Source organism: Pseudomonas sp. P135, assembly GCF_020312125.1.
Classification (GTDB): Bacteria; Pseudomonadota; Gammaproteobacteria; order Pseudomonadales; family Pseudomonadaceae; genus Aquipseudomonas; species Aquipseudomonas fragariae.
Genome location: NZ_JAGPYR010000006.1, coordinates 97779 through 124438 on the forward strand (window position 1 = coordinate 97779; position 26660 = coordinate 124438).

General features: G+C 59.5%; 20 protein-coding genes and 5 tRNA genes. 6 read left to right on the forward strand and 19 right to left on the reverse strand.

Annotated elements, in window-relative coordinates; all coding sequences use genetic code 11:
• Window positions 1–13 precede the first annotated feature (13 nt).
• Window positions 14–2884: an RHS repeat-associated core domain-containing protein gene (locus KBY08_RS11255; protein WP_111522150.1), complete on the forward strand. Its 2871-nt coding sequence runs from the start codon at window positions 14–16 to the stop codon at window positions 2882–2884.
• A gap of 59 nt (window positions 2885–2943) precedes the next feature.
• Here the strand turns inward: KBY08_RS11255 and dnaB are convergent, their stop codons facing one another.
• The 7 genes from dnaB to rnr form a co-directional block, all read right to left on the reverse strand.
• Window positions 2944–4338: a replicative DNA helicase gene (dnaB, locus tag KBY08_RS11260; protein ID WP_003317209.1), complete on the reverse strand. Its 1395-nt coding sequence runs from the start codon at window positions 4336–4338 to the stop codon at window positions 2944–2946.
• Between the two features lie 123 nt (window positions 4339–4461).
• Complete coding sequence (gene rplI, locus KBY08_RS11265; RefSeq protein ID WP_003317208.1) at window positions 4462–4908, reverse strand: 50S ribosomal protein L9; 447 nt, start codon at window positions 4906–4908, stop codon at window positions 4462–4464.
• Between the two features lie 19 nt (window positions 4909–4927).
• Entirely contained in the window at window positions 4928–5824 is an 897-nt protein-coding gene (locus KBY08_RS11270) for a hypothetical protein (protein ID WP_032657126.1), read from the reverse strand.
• Between the two features lie 39 nt (window positions 5825–5863).
• Window positions 5864–6094 (reverse strand): 30S ribosomal protein S18, encoded by a 231-nt coding sequence (gene rpsR, locus KBY08_RS11275; protein ID WP_002551829.1) that lies wholly within the window; start codon window positions 6092–6094, stop codon window positions 5864–5866.
• Window positions 6095–6122: 28 nt separating this feature from the next.
• Window positions 6123–6548 carry a 30S ribosomal protein S6 gene (gene rpsF / locus KBY08_RS11280; protein WP_002551828.1) on the reverse strand — a complete coding sequence of 142 codons (426 nt, stop codon included), beginning with the start codon at window positions 6546–6548 and terminating at the stop codon, window positions 6123–6125.
• Between the two features lie 264 nt (window positions 6549–6812).
• Entirely contained in the window at window positions 6813–7568 is a 756-nt protein-coding gene (gene rlmB, locus KBY08_RS11285) for a 23S rRNA (guanosine(2251)-2'-O)-methyltransferase RlmB (protein WP_003414481.1), read from the reverse strand.
• Window positions 7565–10198: a ribonuclease R gene (gene rnr, locus KBY08_RS11290; protein WP_032657128.1), complete on the reverse strand. Its 2634-nt coding sequence runs from the start codon at window positions 10196–10198 to the stop codon at window positions 7565–7567. The genes rlmB and rnr overlap by 4 nt, the downstream gene beginning before the upstream one ends.
• Window positions 10199–10423: 225 nt before the next feature.
• Between rnr and KBY08_RS11295 the strand changes: the two genes are divergently transcribed.
• The 5 genes from KBY08_RS11295 (at window position 10424) to KBY08_RS11315 (ending at window position 11498) form a co-directional block, all read left to right on the forward strand.
• Window positions 10424–10510: transfer RNA gene (locus tag KBY08_RS11295), tRNA-Leu, on the forward strand.
• A gap of 160 nt (window positions 10511–10670) precedes the next feature.
• Window positions 10671–10757 (forward strand) — tRNA-Leu (locus KBY08_RS11300).
• A gap of 160 nt (window positions 10758–10917) precedes the next feature.
• Window positions 10918–11004, forward strand: a tRNA-Leu gene (locus tag KBY08_RS11305).
• A gap of 160 nt (window positions 11005–11164) precedes the next feature.
• Window positions 11165–11251 (forward strand) — tRNA-Leu (locus KBY08_RS11310).
• A 160-nt stretch (window positions 11252–11411) separates the two neighbouring features.
• Window positions 11412–11498, forward strand: a tRNA-Leu gene (locus KBY08_RS11315).
• A gap of 106 nt (window positions 11499–11604) precedes the next feature.
• On the opposite strand, the gene KBY08_RS11320 is transcribed toward KBY08_RS11315, so the two are convergent.
• The 12 genes from KBY08_RS11320 to KBY08_RS11375 all read right to left on the reverse strand — a co-directional run bounded on the left by KBY08_RS11320 (window position 11605) and on the right by KBY08_RS11375 (window position 26660).
• The gene (locus KBY08_RS11320) at window positions 11605–13539 is read right to left on the reverse strand and encodes a methyl-accepting chemotaxis protein (RefSeq protein ID WP_032657130.1); all 1935 of its coding nucleotides are present in this window, start codon (window positions 13537–13539) and stop codon (window positions 11605–11607) included.
• 171 nt (window positions 13540–13710) lie between these two features.
• Window positions 13711–15003, reverse strand: coding sequence for an adenylosuccinate synthase (locus KBY08_RS11325; protein ID WP_003366319.1), 1293 nt, complete (start codon window positions 15001–15003; stop codon window positions 13711–13713).
• Between the two features lie 54 nt (window positions 15004–15057).
• Window positions 15058–16245 (reverse strand): ATP phosphoribosyltransferase regulatory subunit, encoded by a 1188-nt coding sequence (locus KBY08_RS11330; RefSeq protein ID WP_024660846.1) that lies wholly within the window; start codon window positions 16243–16245, stop codon window positions 15058–15060.
• A gap of 270 nt (window positions 16246–16515) precedes the next feature.
• Window positions 16516–17385 (reverse strand): protease modulator HflC, encoded by an 870-nt coding sequence (gene hflC / locus KBY08_RS11335; protein ID WP_003431937.1) that lies wholly within the window; start codon window positions 17383–17385, stop codon window positions 16516–16518.
• Window positions 17385–18590, reverse strand: coding sequence for an FtsH protease activity modulator HflK (gene hflK / locus KBY08_RS11340; RefSeq protein ID WP_024638304.1), 1206 nt, complete (start codon window positions 18588–18590; stop codon window positions 17385–17387). Before hflK ends, hflC begins: the two co-directional genes overlap by 1 nt.
• Before the next feature lie 96 nt (window positions 18591–18686).
• The gene (hflX, locus tag KBY08_RS11345; RefSeq protein ID WP_002551820.1) at window positions 18687–19988 is read right to left on the reverse strand and encodes a ribosome rescue GTPase HflX; all 1302 of its coding nucleotides are present in this window, start codon (window positions 19986–19988) and stop codon (window positions 18687–18689) included.
• Window positions 19989–20000: 12 nt separating this feature from the next.
• Window positions 20001–20261, reverse strand: coding sequence for an RNA chaperone Hfq (hfq, locus tag KBY08_RS11350; RefSeq protein ID WP_002551819.1), 261 nt, complete (start codon window positions 20259–20261; stop codon window positions 20001–20003).
• A 93-nt stretch (window positions 20262–20354) separates the two neighbouring features.
• Window positions 20355–21326 (reverse strand): tRNA (adenosine(37)-N6)-dimethylallyltransferase MiaA, encoded by a 972-nt coding sequence (gene miaA / locus KBY08_RS11355; protein WP_011266496.1) that lies wholly within the window; start codon window positions 21324–21326, stop codon window positions 20355–20357.
• Window positions 21327–23282, reverse strand: coding sequence for a DNA mismatch repair endonuclease MutL (mutL, locus tag KBY08_RS11360; protein ID WP_116893389.1), 1956 nt, complete (start codon window positions 23280–23282; stop codon window positions 21327–21329).
• Window positions 23282–24709, reverse strand: a complete 1428-nt coding sequence (locus KBY08_RS11365; protein ID WP_197709718.1) for an N-acetylmuramoyl-L-alanine amidase — start codon at window positions 24707–24709, stop codon at window positions 23282–23284. Before KBY08_RS11365 ends, mutL begins: the two co-directional genes overlap by 1 nt.
• A gap of 2 nt (window positions 24710–24711) precedes the next feature.
• The gene (gene tsaE, locus KBY08_RS11370) at window positions 24712–25182 is read right to left on the reverse strand and encodes a tRNA (adenosine(37)-N6)-threonylcarbamoyltransferase complex ATPase subunit type 1 TsaE (protein WP_162886531.1); all 471 of its coding nucleotides are present in this window, start codon (window positions 25180–25182) and stop codon (window positions 24712–24714) included.
• Window positions 25170–26660, reverse strand: a complete 1491-nt coding sequence (locus tag KBY08_RS11375) for an NAD(P)H-hydrate dehydratase (RefSeq protein ID WP_103378186.1) — start codon at window positions 26658–26660, stop codon at window positions 25170–25172. The genes tsaE and KBY08_RS11375 overlap by 13 nt, the downstream gene beginning before the upstream one ends.

Below are 26660 nucleotides of genomic sequence, written 5' to 3' on the forward strand. Positions count from 1 at the left end.
GAAATCTACGACCATGCCTGATTCCCTGCACCGACATACACCCACGCTTATGGTGACTGATAGCCGGGGGCTGCCAATCCGCAGTGTGAGTTATTACCGCGGCACACCGGGTGATAGTTCGCAGGCGCGCCCGGAACGCCAGCAGTATGATGCAGCGGCAAGACCCGTCGCCAGATGGGACGCCAGGCTATTCAGGCAATTGACCACCGAGCCATTCACTCGCCCGAACCTGAGCACGGTATTCAGCCTCACCGGCGCGCCCCTGGCGGTAAACAGTGTCGACGCAGGCTGCCGGGTTTCCCTCTATGGCGAGGCGGGTCAGTTGCTGGAGCACCATGACGCACGCGGTACCCACTGGACAACCCGCTACGACGAACTGCTTCGCCCCTTGGCGATCAACGAAAAGCCCCGGGGCCAGCCCTGCCGAACATCAGAACGTTTCTCATATGCCGATAGTTCAGAGCTGGCCGCTGCCAACAATGTCTGCGGCCGCCTGATTCAGACTTACGACGGATCGGGTAGCGATCTTATCGATGCCTGTGGCGTATCAGGGCAGATTCTCCAGCAGACCCGACGCTTTCTGCAGAAGAACGATCTACCGAACTGGCCTGCAGACGCTCTGCATCAGGATGAGTTGCTGGAGCCCGGCCCGGGTTTCTCAAGCAAAGCACGCTTCAACGCTATGGGCGAGGTACTTGACCAAACCGATGCATCAGGCAATCGTCATACGTCGACCTATGACGTGTCGGGCCAGTTGAAGGCTACCCGCCTGAGGGTGATGAACGGGAGCGATCAGGTACTGCTGCATGGATTGATGTACGACGCGCATGGCCGTATCGAGTCGCAAACAGCCGGTAACGGAGTCATCAGCTGCGCAAGCTTTGATCCTGCCGATGGTCGCATGGGTGAGCTAATCACCTACCGTCCGGGAGTCAAGCAACTGCAGCACCTGCTGTACGACTACGACCCAGTGGGAAATGTAACCAGGATTCGGGACGAGGCACAGCCCGCACGCCACTGTTCAGGCCAGCGCATTGATGCCGTCAATGAATACGAATATGACAGCCTTTACCAGTTGATCAGGGCCAGCGGTCGCGAAACCGCCCTGGCGGGGATTCGCCCTGAATTACCGGAGCTCGCCCGGCTACCAGTGGATGAAAGTCAGCTACTCAATTACACCCAACGTTATTCCTACGACGATGCGGGCAATCTCTTAAAGCTCATTCACAAGGGTGCGCAAGCGTACACACGTCACATGATCGTCGATACCAAAAGCAACCGGGCCTTGCCCTGGCGCGAGGGTGACGCGCCACCAGACTTCGATAAACAATTCGACGCCAATGGCAATCAGCAAGCGCTGGTTGCGGGACGAGCGCTGCACTGGGACTCGGGAAACCGCCTGATCAAGGTGGATGCCGTTACTCGTTCCGAGCAACCAGACGACGGCGAACACTACGCTTACGACGCTAGCGGCCAGCGCCTGCGTAAAACAGCGAAGGCCATGACCCGGACATTCCAGCACCAATGCGACGTGCGCTATTTGCCAGGCCTGGAAATCCGTACAAACAGTGCAACCGGCGAGCGACTGGAAGTCATCACAGTGTACGCCGGACGGACTAACGTGCGCTGCCTGCACTGGCGAGAGGGCAAACCGGATGCGATAGACAACAATCAGCTCCGCTACAGCATCGGTGACCACCTGGGCTCAAGCACACTTGAGCTGGATGCCCAGGCAAAGCTGATCAGCCATGAAGGGTATTACCCGTTCGGAGGGACCGCATGGTGGGCTGCGCGCTCGGCTGTTGAAGCGTCCTATAAAGCCATCCGCTACTCTGGCAAGGAGCGGGACAGCACGGGTCTTTATTACTACGGCGTGAGGTATTACGCGCCTTGGCTGATGCGCTGGATGAGTGCAGACCCGCTAGGCGATGTAGAGGGGCTGAACCTTTACCGAATGACCAGAAACAACCCCGTCAGCAGAGTCGACCCAGAGGGTGGCCAGAGCATTGATTTTGACGGCATGACGCTCATTTCCATAGGCATTACTATTGGGGTAGTCGCTATGGGACTGACCACCTGGGCACTTCTAGCCTACACCTCGTGGACACGGAAAAACGCCAAACTAAAGGCCTATAGGGCTTTTTCTGATAGTGCGGCCAGTGAGTTCGGGCTTGACAGCAATGAGATTAAAGAACTTCACGGCTTCATGAGCAGCGTCAACGCGAGACCCAGGGATATATTTTTTCGGCACGACGACCCGACTGGATCGGTACATGCGTATTACCTCCCCAAATCAGTCCAGCAAGACTTTTTCAAAAAACACAGCAAATCGCCTGAATTCTTAAGCCAGTCAACGAAACTCATCCACATGGAGCTTAGGGCCGCAGAGTATCCTGACCTGTCCCGCCGCGCGAGCAATGTGAGCAATGTGAGCACCTTAAGCAACGTGAGCAACCGGACATCTATTACTGAGACATCAGAACCCACCGTATCTCCTGAAGATAAAAAGCGTTATCGCGACTCTGCAGGAACAAGTACATCCACGCCTGAAGCCCCCAGTCTTAATGCCCCAGTAAAAAAGAAGCGAGCGACAACATTCGCCAAGGTTGCTATCGGCGACTTTTTTAACTCCACAGTGTTCGAGGATGCTAAAAACACATTTGGAGAGGATGAAGTGACATCAGCCGTCACCAAGGCGATCGACAGTTTCAATGAGCGAGGTTTTAACGGCGCCTCAGCACACAAGTTAAGGACAGGAGAAATCTCTCTGGACCTTCTCGGGTTAGGCGGCGCCACAGGCAGAGGCAGAATGCGGTTGCTACTGGCAAAAAACAAAAAAACAGGGCGATTGTATCCAACCCGAATCACGGATACGCACCGATAGATGCTGCCACCGTCTCAGCACGAGCCATGATGAAACGGCAACAGCATCTGGCGGCAAAATCAATCGTCGTCAAAGTTGTAACTGCCCGGTGCCAGATTCTCGAAGCGCGTGTATTTGCCGATGAACGCCAGGCGCGTGGTGCCGATGGGGCCGTTACGCTGCTTGCCGATGATGATCTCGGCAATGCCCTTGTGCTCGGTTTCCGGGTGATACACCTCGTCCCGGTAAACGAACATGATGACGTCGGCATCCTGCTCGATCGCTCCGGATTCCCGGAGGTCGGAGTTGATCGGGCGTTTGTTGGGACGCTGCTCAAGGGAGCGGTTGAGCTGCGACAGGGCAATCACCGGGCAGTTGAATTCCTTGGCCAGTGCTTTCAACGAGCGCGAGATCTCGGAAATCTCGTTGGTACGGTTGTCGCCACTGGAGCCGGGAATCTGCATCAACTGCAGGTAGTCGATCATGATCATGGCGATGTCGCCATGCTCACGCACGATCCGCCGCGTCCGCGCGCGCATTTCGGACGGGCTGATACCGGCCGTGTCGTCGATGAACAGCTTGCGGTCATTGAGCAGATTGACCGCCGATGTCAGACGCGGCCAGTCATCGTCATCAAGCTGGCCGGCCCGCACCTTGGTCTGGTCGATGCGCCCCAGCGAGGACAACATACGCATGATCAGCGATTCGCCTGGCATCTCCAGCGAGTAGACCAGCACCACCTTGTCACTGCGCAGCACCGCGTTCTCGACCAGGTTCATGGCGAAAGTGGTCTTACCCATCGACGGACGTCCGGCGACGATGATCAGGTCGGAGGGTTGCAGTCCGCTGGTCTTTTCATCGAGATCGGTATACCCGGTCGACAGGCCGGTAATGGCGTTGTCGCTGTTGAACAGGGTATCGATACGGTCGATGGCCTTGGTCAGCAGGTCGTTGACGCTGACCGGGCCGCCGGTCTTGGGGCGCGCTTCGGCGATCTGGAAGATCTGCCGTTCAGCCTCGTCAAGAATCTCTTCGGCGGTCCGGCCTTCGGGGTTGAACGCACTGTCGGCGATTTCGGTACTGATGCCGATCAATTGCCGCAGCGTGGCCCGGGCCCGGACGATCTGCGCATAGGCCTTGATGTTGGCGACAGATGGCGTGTTTTTCGCCAGCTCGCTGAGGTAGCCCAGGCCACCCACTTGCGAGGTCTGCCCTTCCTTGTCCAGCTGTTCAGCCAGGGTGACCACGTCGATCGGGCTGTTCTGGTCGGCCAATCGGGCGATGGCGCGGAATATCAGGCGGTGGTCATGTCGATAGAAATCGCCATCGGAAACTTGATCGAGCACCCGCTCCCAGGCGTTGTTGTCCAGCATCAGACCACCGAGTACAGCCTGTTCGGCCTCAATGGAATGTGGCGGCACCTTCAGGGCGGCGGTTTGCAGATCGTATTGCTCGGGGGCGGAAATATCGTTCATGGCCACTTTAATTCGGGGTTTGCAGAATGGGGATGGCACAAAGACAAAGGGCACGACCTGTAAACAGGATCGTGCCCGATGTTAATCCTCTGGCAGCAATGCCGCCAGACGATTACGTGTTGCTTAAGCAGCCACTACGACAACGCGTACGGTTGCTTCTACGTCGCTGTGCAGGTGCACGGCTACGTCGAATTCACCAACGTTGCGGATAGTGCCGTTCGGCAGACGAACTTCGCTTTTTGCAACTTCAACGCCAGAGGCGGTCAGTGCATCAGCGATGTCGTGGGTGCCGATCGAACCGAACAGCTTGCCTTCGTCACCAGCGGTGGCAGTGATAGTCACTTCCAGCTCAGCCAGTTGGGCTGCGCGAGTTTCGGCAGATGCTTTCTTGTCTGCAGCCAGTTTTTCCAGCTCGGCACGACGCTCTTCAAACGCAGCCACGTTGGCAGCGGTTGCAGCGGTTGCTTTGCCGTAAGGCAGCAGGTAGTTACGACCGTAGCCGGCCTTAACGTTTACTTTGTCGCCCAGGTTGCCCAGGTTGGCGACTTTTTCCAGAAGGATCAGTTGCATGTGGAAATCCTCTTAACTTTTAACCTTCACCGTTCGCAGGACCATTGCCGGAATCTTTCGAGCTCCGGCGACCGCGAAAATCAATCAGGCTGTCGACAATGGCAATTACCACGAGCAACGGATAAATCAGCTGCATGAACACCAGCAGCGTGATGTACATCCCCACCAGCCAGAACCTGGACAGACGCTTTTCAGCGACCAGTCCGTGAATCAGGGCCAGGCCCGCAAAGACCAGCGGTACGCTGCACAGCGGTGTAAGCATCGCTATCTGCGGACCGAAATTCGGCCCCACCAGCATGCACACCACCAGCACCAACGCCGGCACCAGCGGGAGTTTCACGGCGCGAAATTCACGCCCGAAACCACCAGGGTTGTACAACATCGCTTGCCAGTACCGCCCAAGAATCAGGCACAGCACACTGACGATTTGCAGCACAGCCGCTATCAGGCCATTCAGGACGGGTGCAATCAGTGCCCCCAGACGCGCTCGCTCTTCTACGTTCAACTGCTCGTAGAGCCCGGCCAGCATTGTCGGCAGATGTTTCTGCAACTCCTGCGACATTGCTTCCAGAGGTTCGCGAAAAACCGTGCCCAGAATTACTGCATACACCACACCCAACGCCACGCTGACCAGCAGCACGCGGACCCAGGACTCGCTGGCACGCAAAACCATTGCCAAACTCAGTGAACCCGCCAGCACCATGGCTGTACGAGGCTCACCGAAATACCACCAGACCAAAGCCGGCAGCAGAGCCCAGGCCAGGACACCAACGGCATCACTGAACCCGCGTCGCAGGAGCACAAGGCACCCTGCGGCAGCACTCAACCAGAACAACAGCGGCAATGCCGCACATCCAGCCACTACGAAAGTGGCCTGCATACGGCCGCGCATGATGAATTCAGCCAGGGCACGCATGCTTTCTATCCTTTGTTACGTTTTGTCGACTACCTGGTCTCAGCGGCCGTGGCTGTCGGTGTAGGCCAGCAGGGCCAGGAAGCGGGCACGCTTGATAGCGGTGGCCAGCTGACGCTGATAACGTGCTTTGGTACCAGTGATACGGCTTGGAACGATTTTGCCGGTCTCGGATACGTAGGCTTTCAGAGTGTTGAGATCTTTGTAATCGATCTCTTTGACGTCTTCAGCGGTGAAGCGGCAGAATTTACGACGACGGAAGAAACGTGCCATGTAATTGGCTCCTCAAAAGGTCCGTGGATTACTCGTCAGCGTTATCGCTAACGTCGCTGTTGTCGCCGTCATCGCCATCGGCGCTGTCGGAGTGCTCAGGACGGTCACGACGCTCACGGCGCTCACTGCGGTTCTCTTCAGCCTTGAGCATCTCGGACTGGCCGGTTACGGCTTCGTCGCGACGGATGACCAGGTTACGGATCACAGCATCGTTGTAACGGAAGTTGTCTTCCAGCTCGGCCAGAGCCTTGCCAGTGCACTCAACGTTCAGCATCACGTAGTGAGCCTTGTGAACATTGTTGATTGCGTAAGCCAGTTGACGACGGCCCCAATCTTCCAGACGGTGGATTTTGCCGCCGTCTTCTTCGATCAGCTTGGTGTAACGCTCTACCATGCCGCCGACTTGCTCGCTTTGATCCGGGTGGACCAAAAAGATAATTTCGTAATGACGCATGAATGCTCCTTACGGGTTGTAGCCTGCCGCTCAAATAGCGGTCAGACAAGGAGTGAATGACACTGTTGGTCTTGCTCAGGGACAGGCACATGCGCGCCTGCCGTGACAGCAAGGGGCGCAAGTGTAGAGAAGGCAGCTGCAAGCTGCAAGTGGAAAGCTACAAATGGGGAAGGAGCTACAAGCTGCAAGTGAAAAGCTACAAGTAGAAGCAGTCCGCTTGTAGCTTGTAGCTTGTAGCTTGTAGCTTGAGGCTTGCAGCTGCTACTAAGCCGGCTTCCGCTTGGCGGATCGCTGGCGCAGCGCTTCAAACAGACACACGCCGGTCGCGACCGACACATTGAGACTGCTGACACTGCCCGCCATCGGCAGGCGCACCAGATAATCACAATGCTCACGGGTCAGGCGGCGCATGCCCTTGCCTTCCGCGCCCATGATAATGATGGTCGGCCCGGTCAGGTCCTGCTGATACAGCTCGACCTCGGCCTCGCCCGCAGTCCCCACCACCCACAATCCGCGCTGCTGCAGTTTTTCCAGCGTACGCGCCAGGTTGGTCACGGCCACGAGCGGGATGACCTCGGCAGCACCGCAGGCGACCTTGCGCACAGCCGGCGTCAGGGTTGCGGATTTGTCCTTGGGTACGATGACCGCCAGCGCACCTGCTGCATCAGCAGTACGCAGGCAAGCGCCGAGGTTGTGCGGATCGGTCACGCCGTCCAGCACCAACAGCAGCGGCGAGCCTTCACTGCGGTCCAGCAGTTCGTCGAGCATGGCCTCGCCCCAGACCTGACTCGGGCTCACGTCGGCAACAACGCCCTGATGCACGCCCTCGACCCAGGCATCCATTTCGCGGCGCTCGGCCTGCCCGATGGTCACGCGATTCTCGGCTGCCAGCGCCACCAGCGTCTGGACGCGAGGGTCGTTACGACCCTCGGCCAGCCAGATGTGCTTGACGCGTTTCGGATGATGACGGAGTAACGCTTCTACGGCGTGAACGCCGTAGATTTTTTCCAGCTGACTCATGACTTGGCCTTGGGTTTACGAGCGCCACTGCTTTTCGCAGCTGGCGCGGAGCCCGTTTTTGACGAGCCTTTACGGTGTTTGCTGGCCGGCTTGCCCGATGAAGGCGCAGAGCCCGACCTGTCAGACTTTCCCGACGATGCCTTGCTACCACCCTTCGCGTCTGCCAGAAGCGCTTTTTTCAGCTCGCGGCTTTTACGCACTTCTGCGTTTTTCGCCGCGGCATCGCTCGGGCGATACGCTTCGGGGCTGCTTTCCTTGGTCGAAGCGCTACGACGCCCGGACTTGGCCGGCGCCTTGTCCTTTTCAGCCGTGGTTGTGGCAGCAGGTGCCGCGGTGTCATTACCACGACGCTTGCGCGCCGTCGGCTTCGCAGCCGCTGCCGCTTCGGAGATCTCGAAATCGATCTTGCGCTCGTCCAGATCGACGCGCATGACCCGCACCTCAACGGTGTCGCCCAGGCGGAAGTTACGCCCGGTACGCTCGCCGGCAAGGCGGTGGTGCAGCGGATCGAAGTGGTAGTAGTCACCCGGCAAGGCGGTCACGTGGACCAGGCCTTCGACATAGATATCGGTGAGCTCGACGAACAGACCAAAGCCGGTTACAGCGGTGATCACGCCCGGGAACGACTCGCCGACGCGATCCTTCATGTATTCGCACTTGAGCCAGTTGACTACGTCGCGCGTAGCCTCGTCGGCACGGCGCTCGCTCATTGAGCATTGTTCGCCCAACTGGTCGAGCAGCGCATCGTCGTACGGGTAAATGCGCGCCTTCGGAATCGTCGCAGCACCGGCACGACGAACGTGCGGCGTATCCTGCTTGGAGCGAATGACGCTGCGGATCGCGCGATGAGTCAGCAGGTCCGGATAACGACGGATCGGCGACGTGAAGTGCGTATACGCTTCGTAATTCAGACCAAAGTGACCGTTGTTGTCCGAGCTGTAGACCGCCTGACTCAACGAACGCAACATCACGGTCTGGATCAGGTGGTAGTCAGGACGGTCGCGAACGGTTTCAAGCAGCGCCTGATAATCCTTAGGTGTCGGACCTTCCTTGCCTTTGTGCAGCGTCAGACCCAGCTCACCGAGGAATGCGCGCAGTTTTTCCAGGCGCTCTGGCGGCGGACCGTCGTGGACGCGGTACAACGCAGGAATTTCATGCTTCTTCAGGAACTGCGCGGTGGCCACGTTGGCGGCCAGCATGCATTCCTCGATCAGCTTGTGGGCATCGTTACGGGTGGTCGGACGGATTTCGGCAATCTTGCGCTCGGAACCGAAGATGATCCGGGTTTCCTGAGTTTCGAAATCGATCGCACCACGAACATGGCGCGCGCCCAGCAATACCTTGTACATCGCATAAAGCTGTTTGAGGTGCGGCACCACATCGCCGTATTCGCCGCGCAGGCTCTTGGCTTCAGCGGTTTTCGGCTGTTCCAGAATCGTGCTGACCTTGTTGTAGGTCAGGCGAGCGTGGGAGTGGATGATGCCTTCGTAGAACACGTAGTCAGTCATCTCGCCGGTCTTGGAGATGGTCATCTCGCAAACCATGGCCAGACGATCGACGTGCGGGTTCAGCGAGCACAGGCCGTTGGACAATTGCTCAGGCAGCATGGGCACGACGCGCTCGGGGAAATACACCGAGTTGCCGCGCACCTGGGATTCGGCATCCAGCGCCGAGCCGATCTTCACGTAGCTCGATACATCGGCAATTGCCACGTAGAGCTTCCAGCCCCCGGAGAACAAACGCAGTTTGCCCGGTTTGGCTTCGCAATAGACCGCATCGTCGAAGTCGCGAGCGTCTTCGCCGTCGATGGTCACGAACGGCAGTTGGCGCAGATCGACGCGGTGTTCCTTGTCCTTCTCTTCGACTTCCGGCTTGAGCTTGGCAGCCTCTTTGAGCACTGCCTCGGGCCACACGTGCGGGATATCGTAGGTACGCAGCGCGACATCGATCTCCATGCCGGGCGCCATGTAGTTGCCCACCACTTCGATCACATCGCCCTGCGGCTGGAAACGCGGTGTCGGCCAATGGGTGATTTTCACCTCGACGAACTGGCCGATCTTGGCGCCGTTGTTACGACCGGGCGTTACCAGCACTTCCTGCTGGATTTTCGGGTTGTCGGGTACGACAAAACCAATGCCGCTTTCTTCGAAATAGCGACCCACGATGCTTTCGTGAGCACGCGAGATCACTTCGACGATCACGCCTTCGCGGCGGCCGCGACGGTCAAGGCCGGAAACACGCGCCAGCGCCCGGTCACCGTCGAACACCAGGCGCATTTGCGCCGGGCTCATGAACAGGTCGTCGGAGCCGTCGTCCGGTACCAGAAAGCCGAAGCCATCACGATGCCCGGAGATGCGACCCAGGATCAGGTCAAGCTTGTCTACCGGTGCATAAGTGCCGCGACGGGTGTAGATCAACTGGGCGTCACGCTCCATCGCCCGAAGGCGGCGGCGCAGAGCCTCGAATTGATCTTCGGTGGTCAGGCCGAACTCTTCGACCAGTTGCTCGCGACTGGCCGGCGAACCGCGCTCGGCAAGGTGCTGCAAGATCAGCTCGCGGCTGGGAATAGGGTTTTCGTATTTTTCCGCTTCACGAGCGGCCTCGGGATCGAGGGACTGCCAATCGGCCATTAGATAGTTTTCACCTTGTATATATAGGGGTTAGTTTGGCATAGACCTCATGAAACGGGAAATTTCACGCTCAATCCACTGGACAAAAAGCCTCCTGGACCCCGCTGAAACACCCGAAACACGCCGCCCGCGATTTTTTTCGGGTTTTTTTCACTGCCGGGCTTTACAGCCTAAAAGGCGCTCCGTATAGTGCGCGCCATCGACAGGTTGATGCCTGTTGATACTGCCCAGATGGTGAAATTGGTAGACACGCCAGCTTCAGGTGCTGGTGACCGCAAGGTCGTGGAAGTTCGAGTCTTCTTCTGGGCACCAATTCAGGCAACAGACTACAACAGTCTCAAGCCTCACAAAAACCCGCGAAAGCGGGTTTTTGCATTTTCAGGGTTTGATTATTAAATCAAAACAGGGGTTTACAGAGTAAAACGATCGCCGTATAGTGCGCCCCATCAACGGCGTACGCGCTGCTGATGCTGCCCAGATGGTGAAATTGGTAGACACGCCAGCTTCAGGTGCTGGTGACCGCAAGGTCGTGGAAGTTCGAGTCTTCTTCTGGGCACCAATTCAGGCAACAGACTACAACAGTCTCAAGCCTCACAAAAACCCGCGAAAGCGGGTTTTTGCATTTTCAGGGTTTGATTATTAAATCAAAACAGGGGTTTACAGAGTAAAACGATCGCCGTATAGTGCGCCCCATCAACGGCGTACGCGCTGCTGATGCTGCCCAGATGGTGAAATTGGTAGACACGCCAGCTTCAGGTGCTGGTGACCGCAAGGTCGTGGAAGTTCGAGTCTTCTTCTGGGCACCAATTCAGGCAACAGACTACAACAGTCTCAAGCCTCACAAAAACCCGCGAAAGCGGGTTTTTGCATTTTCAGGGTTTGATTATTAAATCAAAACAGGGGTTTACAGAGTAAAACGATCGCCGTATAGTGCGCCCCATCAACGGCGTACGCGCTGCTGATGCTGCCCAGATGGTGAAATTGGTAGACACGCCAGCTTCAGGTGCTGGTGACCGCAAGGTCGTGGAAGTTCGAGTCTTCTTCTGGGCACCAATTCAGGCAACAGACTACAACAGTCTCAAGCCTCACAAAAACCCGCGAAAGCGGGTTTTTGCATTTTCAGGGTTTGATTATTAAATCAAAACAGGGGTTTACAGAGTAAAACGATCGCCGTATAGTGCGCCCCATCAACGGCGTACGCGCTGCTGATGCTGCCCAGATGGTGAAATTGGTAGACACGCCAGCTTCAGGTGCTGGTGACCGCAAGGTCGTGGAAGTTCGAGTCTTCTTCTGGGCACCAATTCAAAAAAACCGAGCCAATGGCTCGGTTTTTTGCGTTTGGCACTCGAAAAGCCCTCCCTCCTGCAGACAGTGCAGCACCACACTTGCAGCGCTGCACCTAGCGCTCATGCCCGAAACTGCCCCAGGCTCGCCTTCAACTGTGCAGCCAGTCCATCGAGCACTTTGCCGCTGGCGGTCGTCTCCACCACAGCCTTCGCAGCACGCTCGGCCTGAGCATGGATCACCTCTACCCGACCACGCACCGCCTGAGCACCTTCAGCCTGATGAACGGCCGCCTTGGTCGCCAGACCAATGGCCGCATGCACCTGCTCCACGGATGCCTGCACCGTCTGCTGGCGCTTGGCGCTGTCGCGCAATACCTCCAGCCCCTCCTTGGCCTGACGCCCGGCGATGCCGATCGCAGCGACCGCCTCTTTCGCGCCGCGCTGCAAGGCCACGATGTGTTCCTGAATATCGCCCGTCGAGCTTTGAGTCTTGCTGGCCAGCGCCCGCACCTCATCGGCCACCACGGCAAAGCCCCTGCCCGTCTCCCCTGCACGGGCCGCTTCGATAGCTGCGTTCAGCGCCAGCAGGTTGGTTTGTTCGGCAATACCATGAATGACTTCCAGCACCACCTCGATCTGCTGACTTTGCTGCGCCAGACGCTCGATGACTTGCGCACCGGTCTCGACCTGCCCGGCCAACGCTTCGATCAGCCCGCCAACCTGACTGGACGTGCGGGTGTTTTCGTCGGTCGCCTGCTTGATGTCGATAACCTGACGCAAAGCCGCCTGCATCGCGTGGCTTTCCGACTGCGCCTCGTCGGCCATCTGCTCCAGCGCTTTGAGGCTGGCCGCTACTTCGTCCCGCTGCAATTCGGCCGCCGCATCGGCGCCGGCGTTACGCTCGCTCATGACACCGATTTCCTGCCCGGTGCGCTGCGCCACTTCGCCTGCCTCGCGGACGATAGGTTGCAGCTTGTCGATGAAGCGGTTGACCGCGGCCGACATATCACCAATCTCGTCATTACTGTCCAGCTTGACGCGCTTGGTCAGATCACCCTCACCCGCCGCCAGGTCATTGAGTGCCGCGATCAGCAGATGCAGCTTGCTGACAACGCGACGCCCGAGTACCACCGCCAGTAACAGCAATACACCCAGGCCGACCAGGGCCAGACCCATACCGATTCTCCAGCGCAGCGTTTCGGCCGCTTCCTGAACAGCGACACGCGTATTGCCGGTCATTGCAGTCGCTGCCGACTGAGCGGATTGCAAACGCGTACGCAGAGCGGTCGAGCTGTCTTTCGAGGCGCTGGCAAGACTGTCAGACACCAACTGCTCACCACTGGTGATCAGGGTCGCGAAACGCTTGTCCAGGGCGGCAAGATTCTCTTCGACCGTTGCCGTGGATACACCCATGCGCACCTTGCCGATCTCCACACCGTTAGGGCTGATGGACGCTTCAACGTAATACACAGAAGGATCGTTTTTCGCCGCATTGAGGACCTTGTCCATCGCCCGCTCGCCTTCGCCCTTGGCCAGCAAGGCCTTGACCAGCGGATTGTCGCGGTTCATGTAACGCGTAAGGTGCTCACCTGCGGCGTCGTCATAAACCACGAACAGTACATCGGGATTGCGCTGGGCACGGCGTGCGAATTCGGAAAGCGTTGGTGTGTCGTTGTCCCACATGGCGCGTGGAGCGACGGCGGCGAGCAGTTCAGCCATGTCGGTCGCGGACTCGCGAAGGTCTTTCTCCAGCGTGGCACGCAGTTGAGCCTGCTCGTCCTTCAGACGGGTAGAGAGCCCGACACTCAGGCGCTGACGAGTGCTGGCTGACAACGCATCGAGGCTCGACGTCACTTCGCTACTCGCCGACTCCAGCTCTGAGGAAAGATGTTGCGAATCTACCCCGAGACGACTGGCGAGATCAGCCTCAAGCGCGGTGACCGTGCTCCGGGTAAGCGCAACCGCCACCACGACCTGCACCAAAAGGGCGATGCCCAAGGCAATGAAGACCGGGCGCAACAAACGACTTTGCAACAGAGATAAGACAGCAGACACAGGAGAATCCCTCCACCCTCAGCGCCACTAAAATGATGGCACTTTTCTGTCATCTTTGTAGCAAGCGCCGTGCCGTGACACAAGTCTCACTTTTGTGCGCTTCCCTGCCCTGGGCGCGAAAATAAAAAAGGGCCGCACAGGCGACCCTTTTTGGCACAGCCCGGTGACGTATCAGCCGAACGGATGACGCAGCACGATGGTTTCGTTGCGGTCAGGACCGGTCGAAATGATGTCGATAGGCGCACCCACCAGCTCTTCGACACGCTTGATGTAAGCGCGAGCGGCAGCAGGCAGCTCTTCGAGGGTTTTGGCACCCAGCGTGGATTCGCTCCAGCCTGGCATCTGCTCGTAGACCGGACGCAGACCCAGATAGCTGTCAGCGTCGGTAGGCGCGTCAATGACTGCGCCCTCTTCGTTCTCGTAGCCCACGCAGATGTTGATGGTTTCCAGACCGTCGAGCACGTCCAGCTTGGTCAGGCACAGGCCCGAGATGCTGTTGATTTCGATGGCGCGACGCAGGATGACGGCGTCGAACCAGCCACAACGGCGTGCACGACCGGTGGTGGCACCGAACTCATGACCACGCTTGGCCAGGAAGGCACCGACGTCGTCGAACAGTTCTGTCGGGAACGGACCCGAACCCACGCGTGTGGTGTAAGCCTTGGTGATGCCCAGGATGTAATCCAGGTACATCGGACCAAAACCGGAGCCGGTGGCAATGCCGCCCGCCGTGGTGTTGGAGCTGGTGACGTACGGGTAAGTACCGTGGTCGATGTCCAGCAGCGAACCCTGGGCGCCTTCGAACATGATGTCCTTGCCGTCGCGACGCATCTCATGCAGCGCAGCGGTGACGTCGAGCATCAGCGGCTTGAGCATGTCAGCGTATTCCATGCACTCGTCGAGCGTCTTCTGGAAGTCGATTGCAGGCTCTTTGTAGTAATTGACCAGCACGAAGTTGTGATAGTCGAGCAGCTCGCCCAGCTTGGCGGCGAAACGCTCGCGATGGAACAGGTCACCGATGCGCAGACCGCGACGTGCGACCTTGTCTTCGTAGGCCGGGCCGATACCACGACCGGTGGTGCCGATCTTGAACTCGCCGCGGGCTTTTTCACGCGCCTGATCGAGTGCCACGTGGTACGACAGGATCAGCGGGCAGGACGGGCTGATGCGCAGACGCTCGCGCACCGGAATGCCTTTCTCTTCCAGCTTGACGATTTCGCGCAGGAGCGCGTCGGGAGCAACCACCACACCGTTACCGATCAGGCACTGCACGCCTTCGCGCAGCACACCGGACGGAATCAGGTGCAAAACGGTTTTCTCACCGTCGATCACCAGCGTGTGGCCCGCGTTGTGGCCACCCTGATAGCGAACTACGGCGGTAGCATGTTCGGTCAGCAGATCAACGATCTTGCCTTTGCCCTCATCACCCCATTGAGTGCCCAGGACTACGACATTCTTACCCATAACACTTGTCCTCATTCACGCAAACTTGGTGCCGGCGGCGGCCGGCAGGAATACTCAAGGAGCCAGCGGCATTACCTGCCAGTGCTCGCCATGCTGAATCAATTGCCGGTCACAGTCGGCTTCACGCGCGGCGCTCGCCTGCTGCCCAGGCAACGCCTGAACCACACGCTGACCTTCACTGCGCAACTGGCAAACCATCTGCCAGAGTGCCGCATCCGTACTGTCCGGCACCCAGATGCCACCAGACGGTAAGACGATTTCTGCCTGGCCCAGGGTAACCAGGGTTTTCAGGTCGGTGGAAAAGCCGGTCGCCGGACGGGCACGACCGAAGTCGGCACCGATGTCATCGTAACGACCGCCCTGAGCGATCGACTGGCCCACGCCCGGTACGAATACCGCAAACACCACACCGGTGTGGTAGTGGTAGCCGCGCAGCTCGCCGAGGTCAAAGTACAGCGGCAACTGCGGGAAACGCGCAGCCAGACGCTCGGCGATCGACAGCAGGTCATCCAGCGCGGCCAGCACTGGCGCCGGTGCGCCGGCCAGACGATCACGTGCGGCATCCAGCACCTCACGACCACCGCACAGATCAACCAGTGCGCGCAGCATTGTTGCCAGCTCTGGCGGCAGATCGGCGGTGAGGGCAATCACCTCATCGATGGCCTTGCGCTGCAGTGCATCGAACAGTTGCTGCTCGACTTCACCCGACAGGCCGGCGGCACGCGCCAGACCGCGATAGATACCGACATGCCCGAGGTCCATATGCACATCCGGCACATCGGCCAGTTGCAGCATGGCCAGCATCAGGCTGATGACTTCGACGTCGCTGCTCGGGCTCGCATCACCGTACAACTCGGCACCCAGTTGTATAGGGCTGCGCGAGGACGACAGCGCGCGCGGCTGGGCGTGCAGAACGCTGCCCGCGTAGCACAGACGGCTCGGGCCTTCACGTTTCAGGGTGTGAGCATCGATGCGTGCAACCTGCGGCGTGATGTCGGCGCGAAAGCCCATCTGCCGGCCCGATTGCGGGTCGATAACCTTGAAGGTGCGCAGATCCAGATCCGAACCCGCGCCAGTCAGCAGGGACTCGAGATACTCGATATGCGGGGTGACGACAAACTCATAGCCCCAGCTCTGAAACAGATCCAACACCTGACGGCGCGCTACTTCAATGCGCGCCGCTTCCGGTGGCAGTACTTCTTCGATGCCATCTGGTAGCAGCCAGCGGTCGACCGTTGCCATTACGCCATTCCCCTGTGATCCAGGCGGCCAGCCTACAGGCCGACCTTGAGTGAAGCAGAAAGTGATGCGCCGTATGACGGGCACGACAAATGCCCGAGACAGGCCTTGCAGACCACTTTCCTCGAAAAATCTTGCCGCGTTCCGATTCAGATACGGCCAATCAATCGTGCAGACGCAAAAAAGCCGGGAATTTCCCGGCTGCCGCATGATACACACGTTTCACCGTACGTTCACCCCACCGGGCGGTTTTGCCGCCCGGCGGATGATTAATTACGGCTTGGCTTTTTCCATGTAGCGAAAGAATTCGCTGTTCGGATCAAGCACCATCACGTCGCTCTTGTTCGCAAAGCTTTCGCGGTAGGCACGCAGGCTGCGATAGAACGCGTAGAACTCCTGGTCCTGACCATACGCCTTGGAATAGATCGCGGCAGCCTGGGCATCACCATCACCACGCGCTTCTTCCGACTCGCGATAGGCTTCGGCCAGCAGCACACGACGCTGACGATCGGCGTCGGCACGGATGCCTTCAGCCAGCTCGTTACCCTTGGCACGGTGCTCGCGCGCTTCACGCTCACGCTCGGTGCTCATACGTTCGAAAACGCTGCGATTCACTTCCTTCGGCAGATCGATGGCCTTGACCCGGACATCGACGACTTCGATCCCCAGTTCTTTCTCGGCCATGCGGTTCAGCGAACCGGTGATATCCGCCATCAGCGCGTCTCGCTCACCCGACACGACTTCGTGCAGGGTGCGCTTGCCGAACTGGTCACGCAGGCCGGATTCCAGACGACGCGAAAGACGCTCGTCGGCGATCTGCTTGAGGCCGGAAGTCGCGGTGTAGAAACGCTCCGCATCCTTCACACGCCACTTGGCGTAGGCATCGACCATGACCGCTTTCTTTTCCAGTGTCAGGAAGCGCTGGGTCGGTGCATCGAGGGTCAGCAAACGACCGTCGAACTTGCGCACCTGGTTCACGTAAGGAACCTTCACATGCAGACCCGGCTGAACGTCAGCCTGGACCACACGACCGAATTGCAGCAGAACAGCGCGTTCGGTCTGGGACACTATGTAGAAGCTGTTCCAGGCAATGACCGCCAGTATCACGCCAACAATAAGGGTGATCAGTGATTTGTTACTCATCAGCGAGTCTCCCTGGTACGTACTTCACCACGCTGCTGAGCCTCAGTCGCCCGGGCGGCGGCAGCAGCAGCGGCAGCATCATTGGCTGACTGCGATGGCGTACCTGAATTGGAGCCATTGCCGGTACCGCTGCGGCTGCTTTCGATCATCTTGTCGAGTGGCAGGTAAAGCAGGTTGTTCTGCCCCTTGTCGCCGGTCACGAGCACCTTGCTGGTGTTGCTGAAGACTTCCTGCATGGTGTCCAGATACAGACGCTGGCGGGTGACTTCAGGTGCCTTGCGGTACTCGGCAACCAGTTTGGTAAAGCGATCCGCCTCACCCTTGGCGCGCGAAACCACTTCATCGCGATAACCGTTGGCATCTTCAAGAATACGCTGAGCCTGACCACGGGCTTCCGGGATCACACCATTGGCGTAGCTTTCAGCCTGGTTACGTGCACGCTGCTCGTCTTCACGGGCGCGGATCACGTCATCGAAGGCTTCCTGCACTTCACGCGGCGCGGCGGCGCTCTGCACGTTCACCTGGGTCACGGTGATACCGGTGCGGTAGGTATCGAGGAAGCGTTGCAGACGCTCCTTGATTTCGCTGGCCATCAGTTCGCGGCCTTCAGTCAGCACCTGATCCATCGCCGTGGAACCCACGACATGACGCAACGCACTTTCAGTCGCGTGCTGCAGGCTGATTTCAGGCTGATCGACGTTCAGCACGAACGCCTGAAGATCGCTGATCTTGTACTGCACGGTCAGCGGCACTTCGACGATGTTCTCGTCTTCGGTGAGCATCTGGCCCTGCTTGCTGTAGGCACGCTCGCGAGTCACGTTCTCCATGTACTTGCGATCGAACGGCGGGAAGTAGATGTTAAGGCCCGGGCCCACGGTCTCGTGGTACTGACCAAAACGCAGCACGACAGCCTGCTCTTGCTCGTCGACCACATAGATAGCGCTGTACAGCCAGAAAGCGACGAGTACGACAAGCCCGATGCCGAGCAGACCGAAGCCACCGCCCTTGCCTGAACCGCCACCACTGCCACTGCTGCCGCCATCGCTGCCGCGTTTGTTACCGCCGCCGAACAACCCCTTCAGGCTTTCCTGCAGCTTACGGAAGGCCTCGTCGAGATCAGGTGGTCCCTTGCGGTCGCCGCCACGGCGTTTGCCACCCCAGGGATCTTGATTATTCGAGTTGCCACCCGGCTCATTCCAAGCCATAGCGCTCTCCATCTGATAAAGCAAAGACGCGCCCGCGGCGCGCCGACCAATGCTACAGAATGCTCGGGAAAGCCGTACAACGGCTTTCTCGTGCTTTTATTGCAAAGTGTGTTGCTCGATGAACTCCAGCGGCTGCAATCCTTCGCGACTCACCAGTCGATTGAGTTCAACGCGCGGCAGTCGTACGGCCAGCACGCTGGCACCTTCCTCGTCATGCGTTTCGCTCTGCACCGCACCCAGTTCAAAGAACTGGGCACGCAGCCGGGCAAGACTTTGAGGCAGAAGCAGCGTGCCGACAAACAGATCGTCGCCGAGCAATTCGGCGATAGCCTGTTTGAGCAGATCAAGCCCTCGACCATCACGGGCAGACACCCAGACACGCTGCGGTTTGCCGTCGGCATCGCGCTGTATCTGAGGTTCTACGCCTTCAAGCAGATCGAGTTTGTTATAGACCTCGAGGATCGGCAAGCCCTCGGCTCCGATCTCGCCGAGCACCGCCATCACCTGCTCGATCTGCGACATGCGATCCGGCTCGTGGGAGTCGATCACATGCAGCAGTAAATCGGAGTTGCTCGACTCTTCAAGCGTCGCGCGAAAGGCCTCGACCAGTTTGTGCGGCAGGTGGCGAATGAAGCCCACGGTATCGGCCAGCACGATAGGACCCAGGTCATCGAGCTGCAGACGACGCAAGGTCGGATCGAGCGTGGCGAACAGTTGGTCTGCCGCAAACACATCCGAATCGGTTACCGAGTTGAACAGGGTGGATTTGCCGGCGTTGGTATACCCCACCAGTGAAACCGATGGAATATCCGCGCGACGACGCCCGCGACGGGCCTGATCACGCTGGCTGCGAACCTTCTCCAGCCGTCCCTTGATCTGCCGCAGGCGAACCCGCAGAAGACGTCGGTCGGTTTCGAGCTGGGTTTCACCCGGACCGCGCAGGCCGATACCACCTTTCTGTCGCTCAAGGTGAGTCCAGCCACGGACCAGACGGGTACTCATGTGTTCAAGCTGGGCCAGTTCGACCTGAAGCTTGCCCTCGTGAGTACGCGCCCGCTGCGCAAAGATATCGAGAATCAGACCGGTACGATCAAGCACACGACACTCGAAAACGCGTTCGAGGTTGCGTTCCTGACTGGGCGTGAGGGTGTGATTGAAGATCACCAGATCGGCCTGCTCGGCCTTGACCTGATCGCGAAGCTCCTCGACCTTGCCAGAGCCGATCAGATACTTGGCCGAAGGCCGATGACGCGGCACGTTGATAAACGCAACGGTATCGGCACCGGCCGAGATGGCCAATTCCTGAAACTCCTGCGGATCTTCGCGCGCCTCAGGGTCCTGACCATCCAGATGAACGAGAATTGCACGTTCACCACCACTGTGGCGCTCAAAGAACAAGGCAGACTCCTATCAGGCGTTACCTGGCTCGGCGTCCGCGCCGTCAGCGTCTGTAGCGCTTGGCAGGCGGATCGGACGAACCGGTACGACGGTGGAAATGGCGTGTTTGTAGACCATCTGGCTGACCGTGTTCTTCAGCAAAATGACGAACTGGTCGAAAGACTCGATCGTACCCTGCAGCTTGATACCGTTGACCAGATAGATCGATACCCCGACCTTCTCTTTACGCAAGGTATTCAGGTAAGGGTCTTGTAGCGAATGCCCTTTTGACATGTGCCGCACTCCTTTAAGGATCAATAAAATAATAAATCGAATTCGATTTGCTTGACCGACCACCCCCCAAGGATAGACGGCTATTGCAGGGACTCAGCTCAATATGGAGACCGATCCCAGGTATTTCAAGGCGCGCGACAGATTGTCGCTGGCCAGGCTGTCCAGCCAGTGCAGGTCGTCCCAGCTACGTAGCCAGGTGAACTGCCTTTTGGCCAGCTGGCGCGTCGCAATGATGCCGCGCTCCTGCATTTCATCCCGTGTCAGTTTCCCATCCAGGTGATCCCAGACCTGGCGATAACCGACGGCTCTTATCGATGGCAACCCCGAATGCAGGTCACCTCTTGAGCGCAATGCCAGTACTTCGTCCAGAAACCCCTGATCCAGCATTTGCTCGAAACGTAGCGCGATGCGTTGGTGCAGCACCTTGCGATCAGCCGGAGCAATGGCAAGGTTCGCGACAGTATAGGGCAATTGCTGGCGCCCTGATGCGGCTGCTTCGGTACTTTGCGCAGTTTGTTGCTCGCGATGTGCCGTCATGCTCATTCCGCTGACGCGATACACCTCAAGCGCCCTGATCAGCCGTTGCGGATCGTTGGGGTGAATACGTGCCGCCGAAACGGGATCGACCACCGCCAACTGATCGTGCAATGCCTGCCAGCCGAAGGCCTGTGCATCCGCCTCAAGCTGCGCCCTGACCTGTGCATCGGCCGCCGGCATATCCGCCAGCCCGTCCAATAGAGCCTTGAAATACAACATAGTGCCGCCGACCAGCAAAGGAATATTTCCGCGTGCGGTAATTTCCGCCATGGCCGCCAGAGCGTCACTGCGAAAATCGGCTGCGGAGTAGCTTTGCGCCGGGTCGAGAATGTCGATCAGACGGTGAGGATGTTCAGCCAGCTGCGTCTTCGACGGCTTGGCGGTGCCGATGTCCATGCCGCGATAGACCAGCGCAGAATCGACGCTGATCAACTCGCAGGGGAGCACTTTGGTCAGTTCTATCGCAAGGTCGGTCTTGCCTGCAGCGGTAGGCCCCATGAGAAAGATGGCCGGAGGTAAAGCGTTCATTCATTGACCGCGCAGGAATAATTTATCCAGGTCATTGAGACCCATCTGGGTCCAGGTAGGACGACCGTGGTTGCATTGCCCGCTGCGCTCGGTGTTTTCCATGTCACGCAGCAGGCCGTTCATTTCCGGGATGGCCAGACGCCGATTGGCACGAATCGCGCCGTGACAGGCCATGGTGCCGAGCAGCTCGTTCATGTGCGCCTGCACCCGGTCGCTGGTGCCGTATTCCATGAGGTCAGCCAGCACATCGCTGACCAGCCGGTTGGCCTCGGCCTGCTTGAGCAACGCAGGGATCTGGCGGATCGCCAGGGTTTCCGGGCCGAGCCGCTGCAGTTCGAAGCCCAGGCGCTGGAAGGTCGCAAGGTGTTCTTCGGCGCAGTCCGCTTCACGCTGGCTGACCGCGATGGACTCGGGCACCAGCAATGGCTGGCCGCTCAGGCCTTCGTTGGCCATGGCTATTTTCAGGCGTTCGTACATGATCCGCTCGTGGGCGGCATGCATGTCCACCAGCACCAGGCCGTGAGCATTTTCAGCAAGGATGTAGATCCCCTTGAGCTGCGCCAGCGCATAACCCAGCGGCGGAATATCACCGGGCGATTCAGGCAGCGACGCGGGCGCGGCACTGGGCAGCGGTGCGAAGAATTCCCGGTAGGCACTTTGCGCTTCGGCGACCGGCACGCCAGCGGTGGGCCGAGGCGTGTATTGATACTGATAACCGCTGCCAGCGCCGCCAGCGCCGCCAGCGGCAGCAGGCCGGGCAAACGGCTCGCCCTGGGGCTGCTCCAGCACATTGTTGGCCAGACGCATTTCACCCTGCGGCCCGAATTCGCCCGCTTCAGGCCCGCTCGGGCGCGTCTCGGCGACAACCGGCACGCTGCCACCCAGCTGATTTTCAGGACGTACATCGCCCAGCGCACGGTACAGCGTGCCATACAGGAAGTCATGCACCATGCGCCCGTCGCGGAAGCGCACTTCATGCTTGGTCGGGTGAACATTGACGTCCACAGCGGCCGGGTCGACCTCGAAGAACAGCACGAAAGTCGGGTGACGGCCATTGAACAGCACGTCGCGATACGCCTGACGCACCGCGTGGGCGACCAGCTTGTCGCGCACGGCCCGGCCATTCACGAAGAAATATTGCAGGTCGGCCTGGCTGCGCGAGAAGGTCGGCAGCCCGACCCAGCCCCACAAATGCAGGCCGTTGCGCTCGATCTCGATGGGCAGCGCCTGCTCCAGAAAGCCCGGCCCGCAGATTGCCGAGACACGTCGCGCTCTGGCGGTGTCGTCATGCGCCTCATGCAGGCTCAGCACGGTCTTGCCGTTGTGCCGCAGATGGAAGGCCACGTCGAAACGCGCCAGCGCCATGCGCTTGATGACTTCCTGCAAATGATCGAATTCGGTTTTCTCGGCTTTCAGAAACTTGCGCCGGGCCGGCGTATTGAAGAACAGGTCGCGTACTTCAACGGAGGTGCCCACCGGATGCGCGGCCGGCTGCACGCGTGGCGCCATGTCACGACCTTCGGTTTCGACCTGCCATGCCTGATCGGCGTCACGGGTGCGCGAGGTCAGGGTCAGGCGCGCCACGGAGCTGATCGAAGCCAGCGCTTCGCCGCGAAACCCCAGGCTCATGACCCGCTCGAGGTCTTCCAGGTCGCGAATCTTGCTGGTCGCGTGGCGTGCCAGCGCCAACGGCAGATCGTCCGAAGAGATGCCGCCGCCATCGTCACGCACTTTCAACAATTTGATGCCGGCCTGCTCGACGTCGACATCGATGCGCCGCGCGCCGGAATCGAGGCTGTTTTCCAGCAACTCCTTGATCACCGAAGCCGGACGCTCGACAACTTCGCCCGCCGCAATCTGGTTGGCCAGACGCGGACTGAGCAGTTCGATGCGTGCTGCGTTCAGGGCAGTCTGAGCGTTATCGGCTTCGGCGCCGTCGAGCAGGAGATCGGTCATTACTGAGTCGCCACCTCGGAACTTGGAATACGCAGATCCTGGCCGATCTTCAATTCATCGGACTTCAGATTGTTGGCGCTGCGCAAGGTGGCGATGTTCATGTCATAGCGTGCAGCAAGCATGGCCAGGGTTTCGCCGGAACGAACGACGTGGGTTCGCGGCCCCTGAGCCAGCTTGCCATTGTCACGCAGCCAGGCAATGTAGGTGCCCTGCGGCGGGTTCTGCTGGAAGAACTGCTTGACGCCCGATGTGATCGAACGCGCCAGCGCCTGCTGATGCGACGCAGAACCGAGCTTGTTAGCCTCATTGGCGTTGGAGATAAAGCCGGTTTCCACAAGAATCGACGGGATATCCGGCGACTTGAGCACCATGAAGCCCGCCTGCTCGACGCGTGCCTTGTGCAGCGAGGTCACGCGGCCAATATTGCTCAATACCTTCTGGCCAACGTTCAGGCTCGAAGACAGCGACGCGGTCATGGACAAGTCCAGCAACACACCCGCGAGCATGCGGTCCTTGTCATCGAGGCTGACTGCGCCGGCCCCACCGATCAGGTCAGAACGGTTTTCACTGTCCGCCAGCCAGCGGGCGGTTTCGGAAGTGGCGCCACGATCAGACAGGGCGAACACCGATGCGCCGAACGCAGCGGAGGACGGCGCGGCGTCGGCGTGGATCGACACAAACAGGTCAGCGCCCTTGGAGCGGGCGATCTCGGTACGTTTGCGCAGCGGAATAAAGTAGTCGCCGGTCCGCGTAAGTTCGGCACGGTAGCCTTTCTCGGCATTCACCTGGCGCTGCAACTCCTTGGCAATCGACAGCACCACGTTTTTCTCTTTCTGACCGGCGCCGCCCGAGGCACCGGGGTCTTCCCCGCCGTGCCCGGCATCGATCACCACGACGATATCGCGCTTGCCATTCGGCACCGGAGTCAGCTTGATTTCAGGCTTGGCCGGGCTGACCGGAACTGCGGGTGCGGTGTTGGCAGCGGTGTCGGGAATCACCGGCGTGGGGTTGGCATCGGCAGCGTTGTCGTACAGGTCGACCACCAGACGGTTGCCGTATTGCTGGTTGGGCGCCAGCGTGAAGCTCTTCGGGGTCACACCCTTTTTCAGGTCGATGACCACGCGCAGGTCGGTAGGTGTGCGCTGCGCAGAACGCATGCTGCTGATCGGCGTATTGGCCGTGGGTACGTTCAAGGGTCCGCCGAGCGTCGCACCATTGATATCGATCACCAGACGGTCAGGCGAAGTCAGGGTAAACAGGCTGTGCTGAACCGGCCCCGTCAGGTCGAAGACCAGACGTGTGTTATCCGGCGCTCGCCATAAGCGGACACTTCGTACTTGCGTAGCGGCAACCGCCTCGACAGCCATGGCCATCAACAGCAGACCTACTACAGTAACCAGCGCGCGCATGCGCATACCTAACCCCATATCTATTTGAATTCCAAAGCCAAAGTGGCACACCACTGTTCGCCACGCGAGCCCAGCGGGCTCAATATCACGGACCGACCTTCACCGTGCGGCACAATGGTAATGGTCAGGTCGGGCTTTGGCAAAAAGCCTGCACCGCGTTGGGGCCATTCAATCAGACAAAGTGCATCGCCGTCGAAATAATCACGCCCGCCCATGAACTCGAGTTCTTCAGGATCGACCAGCCGGTAAAGATCAAAGTGAAAGACCTTTATCGCACCGATTTCGTACGGCTCGACCAGCGTGAAAGTAGGGCTCTTGACAGCCCCGGCATGCCCGAAGCCGCGAATCAATCCCCGCGAAAGCGTGGTTTTTCCAGCGCCCAGATCGCCATCCAGAAAGATGACGCCAAGGCCTTCTGTAACCTTGGCCAAGCGTGCACCAAAATCCATCATTGCCTCTTCGCCAACCACATGCAGCGTTAAATCTGACACGGTTGCAGCTCCTCCAGTAACTGACGAATGGCAGGAATAATATCGCTGGCGGCCAACCCGCGACCGTACTCGCCGACTTTCTGACCGGCGCTTGCGTGCAGCCATACCGCCAGACAGGCCGCGTCGAATGGCTTGAGATGCTGCGCCATCAACGCACCGATCAATCCGGCCAGCACGTCACCCAGTCCCGCAGTGGCCATGGCCGGATGACCGCGGTCGCACAGCGCCAGTTGCCCGTGCGCGTCGGCAATCAGGCTGCCGGAGCCCTTGAGCACACAAACCGTATCGAATTTACGCGCCAGCGCCCGCACTGCAGCGGCCCGGTCCGCCTGAACCTCCTTGATGCCCACGCCCAACAAGCGTGCCGCCTCGCCCGGATGCGGGGTGATGACACTGCCTTTGGGCAGGCTGACCAGCCCGGCGGCCAGCATATTCAGCGCATCGGCGTCCCACACCTGCGGACGATCCGCATTGGCGGCTGCCGACAGCAGGCTGCGCCCCCAGGCCGACTGCCCCAGTCCGGGGCCGACCACCAGCACGCTGGCTGGCTCGATCAAGCCCATCAGCTGGTTGGCCGAATGAATTGCCGCGCTCATGATCTCCGGCATGCGCGTCAGGGCGGCCGCAACGTGCTCGGGCCGTGTGGCCAGCGTCAGCATGCCTGCACCGCTGCGCAGGGCGCTTTCGGCGCTGAGCAACGCGGCACCACCAAAACCGTGATCGCCACCGATGACCAGCACGCGGCCAAACATGCCTTTATGAGCGGTCCGCGGACGCGCTGCCAGTTGTGGCAGGTTGTGTTTATCGAGGCGCTTCGCGCTGAACGGCATCTGCGCCACCAGCGCCGGGTCTGCTCGCAGGTCGTCGAAAATCAGCTCACCCACCAGATCCGCCGCATCCCCCGTCAGCAACCCCAGTTTGAGGCCGATGAACGTAACGGTCACATCGGCACGCACCGCGACACCCAGCGTCTGGCCGGTATCTGCGCTCAAGCCAGACGGAATATCCGCCGCCACGACGGGCAGACCACTGTCGTTGACAGCCTTGATGGCCGAGACATAGGGCTCGCGCACCTCGCCGTCGAGCCCGGTACCGAGCAAGGCATCCAGCACGACACCGGCCAGCGACTGCCCGGCCCATGCCTGAATATCAATACCGAAAGCCGCAGCATGCGCCGCCGCAGCATCACCGGTCAGTGCAGCCGGGTCGCCGACGGCCAGCACCCTGACCTGCCAGCCGGCCTTGTGCGCCATTGCAGCCACCAGATACCCGTCACCGGCGTTGTTACCACGCCCGGTCAATACGGTCAGCTCGTTGGCCTGAGGCCAGCGCCGAAGTAGCGTGTGCCACAACGCCTGCGCGGCACGCAGCATCAATTCCAGGCCGGGTGTACCGGCCGCAATCAGCCGTGCGTCGAGGTCGCGGACCTGCGCAGCGCTGTACAGCGCGTCGGGTAAATGAGGTTTAGTGTCGAACAT

Bases quoted from the DNA above. Each gene is read 5' to 3' on its own strand.
- KBY08_RS11330 (WP_024660846.1), bottom strand. From the start codon at position 16,245: ATGGCAACGGTCGACCGCTGGCTGCTACCAGATGGCATCGAAGAAGTA.
- mutL (WP_116893389.1), bottom strand. From the start codon at position 23,282: ATGACCGATCTCCTGCTCGACGGCGCCGAAGCCGATAACGCTCAGACT.
- rnr (WP_032657128.1), bottom strand. From the start codon at position 10,198: ATGGCCGATTGGCAGTCCCTCGATCCCGAGGCCGCTCGTGAAGCGGAA.
- KBY08_RS11255 (WP_111522150.1), top strand. From the start codon at position 14: ATGCCTGATTCCCTGCACCGACATACACCCACGCTTATGGTGACTGAT.
- rlmB (WP_003414481.1), bottom strand. From the start codon at position 7,568: ATGAGTCAGCTGGAAAAAATCTACGGCGTTCACGCCGTAGAAGCGTTA.
- rplI (WP_003317208.1), bottom strand. From the start codon at position 4,908: ATGCAACTGATCCTTCTGGAAAAAGTCGCCAACCTGGGCAACCTGGGC.
- KBY08_RS11270 (WP_032657126.1), bottom strand. From the start codon at position 5,824: ATGCGTGCCCTGGCTGAATTCATCATGCGCGGCCGTATGCAGGCCACT.
- KBY08_RS11325 (WP_003366319.1), bottom strand. From the start codon at position 15,003: ATGGGTAAGAATGTCGTAGTCCTGGGCACTCAATGGGGTGATGAGGGC.
- hfq (WP_002551819.1), bottom strand. From the start codon at position 20,261: ATGTCAAAAGGGCATTCGCTACAAGACCCTTACCTGAATACCTTGCGT.
- hflC (WP_003431937.1), bottom strand. From the start codon at position 17,385: ATGAGTAACAAATCACTGATCACCCTTATTGTTGGCGTGATACTGGCG.
- dnaB (WP_003317209.1), bottom strand. From the start codon at position 4,338: ATGAACGATATTTCCGCCCCCGAGCAATACGATCTGCAAACCGCCGCC.
- KBY08_RS11375 (WP_103378186.1), bottom strand. From the start codon at position 26,660: ATGTTCGACACTAAACCTCATTTACCCGACGCGCTGTACAGCGCTGCG.
- rpsR (WP_002551829.1), bottom strand. From the start codon at position 6,094: ATGGCACGTTTCTTCCGTCGTCGTAAATTCTGCCGCTTCACCGCTGAA.
- KBY08_RS11365 (WP_197709718.1), bottom strand. From the start codon at position 24,709: ATGGGGTTAGGTATGCGCATGCGCGCGCTGGTTACTGTAGTAGGTCTG.
- hflK (WP_024638304.1), bottom strand. From the start codon at position 18,590: ATGGCTTGGAATGAGCCGGGTGGCAACTCGAATAATCAAGATCCCTGG.
- rpsF (WP_002551828.1), bottom strand. From the start codon at position 6,548: ATGCGTCATTACGAAATTATCTTTTTGGTCCACCCGGATCAAAGCGAG.
- miaA (WP_011266496.1), bottom strand. From the start codon at position 21,326: ATGAACGCTTTACCTCCGGCCATCTTTCTCATGGGGCCTACCGCTGCA.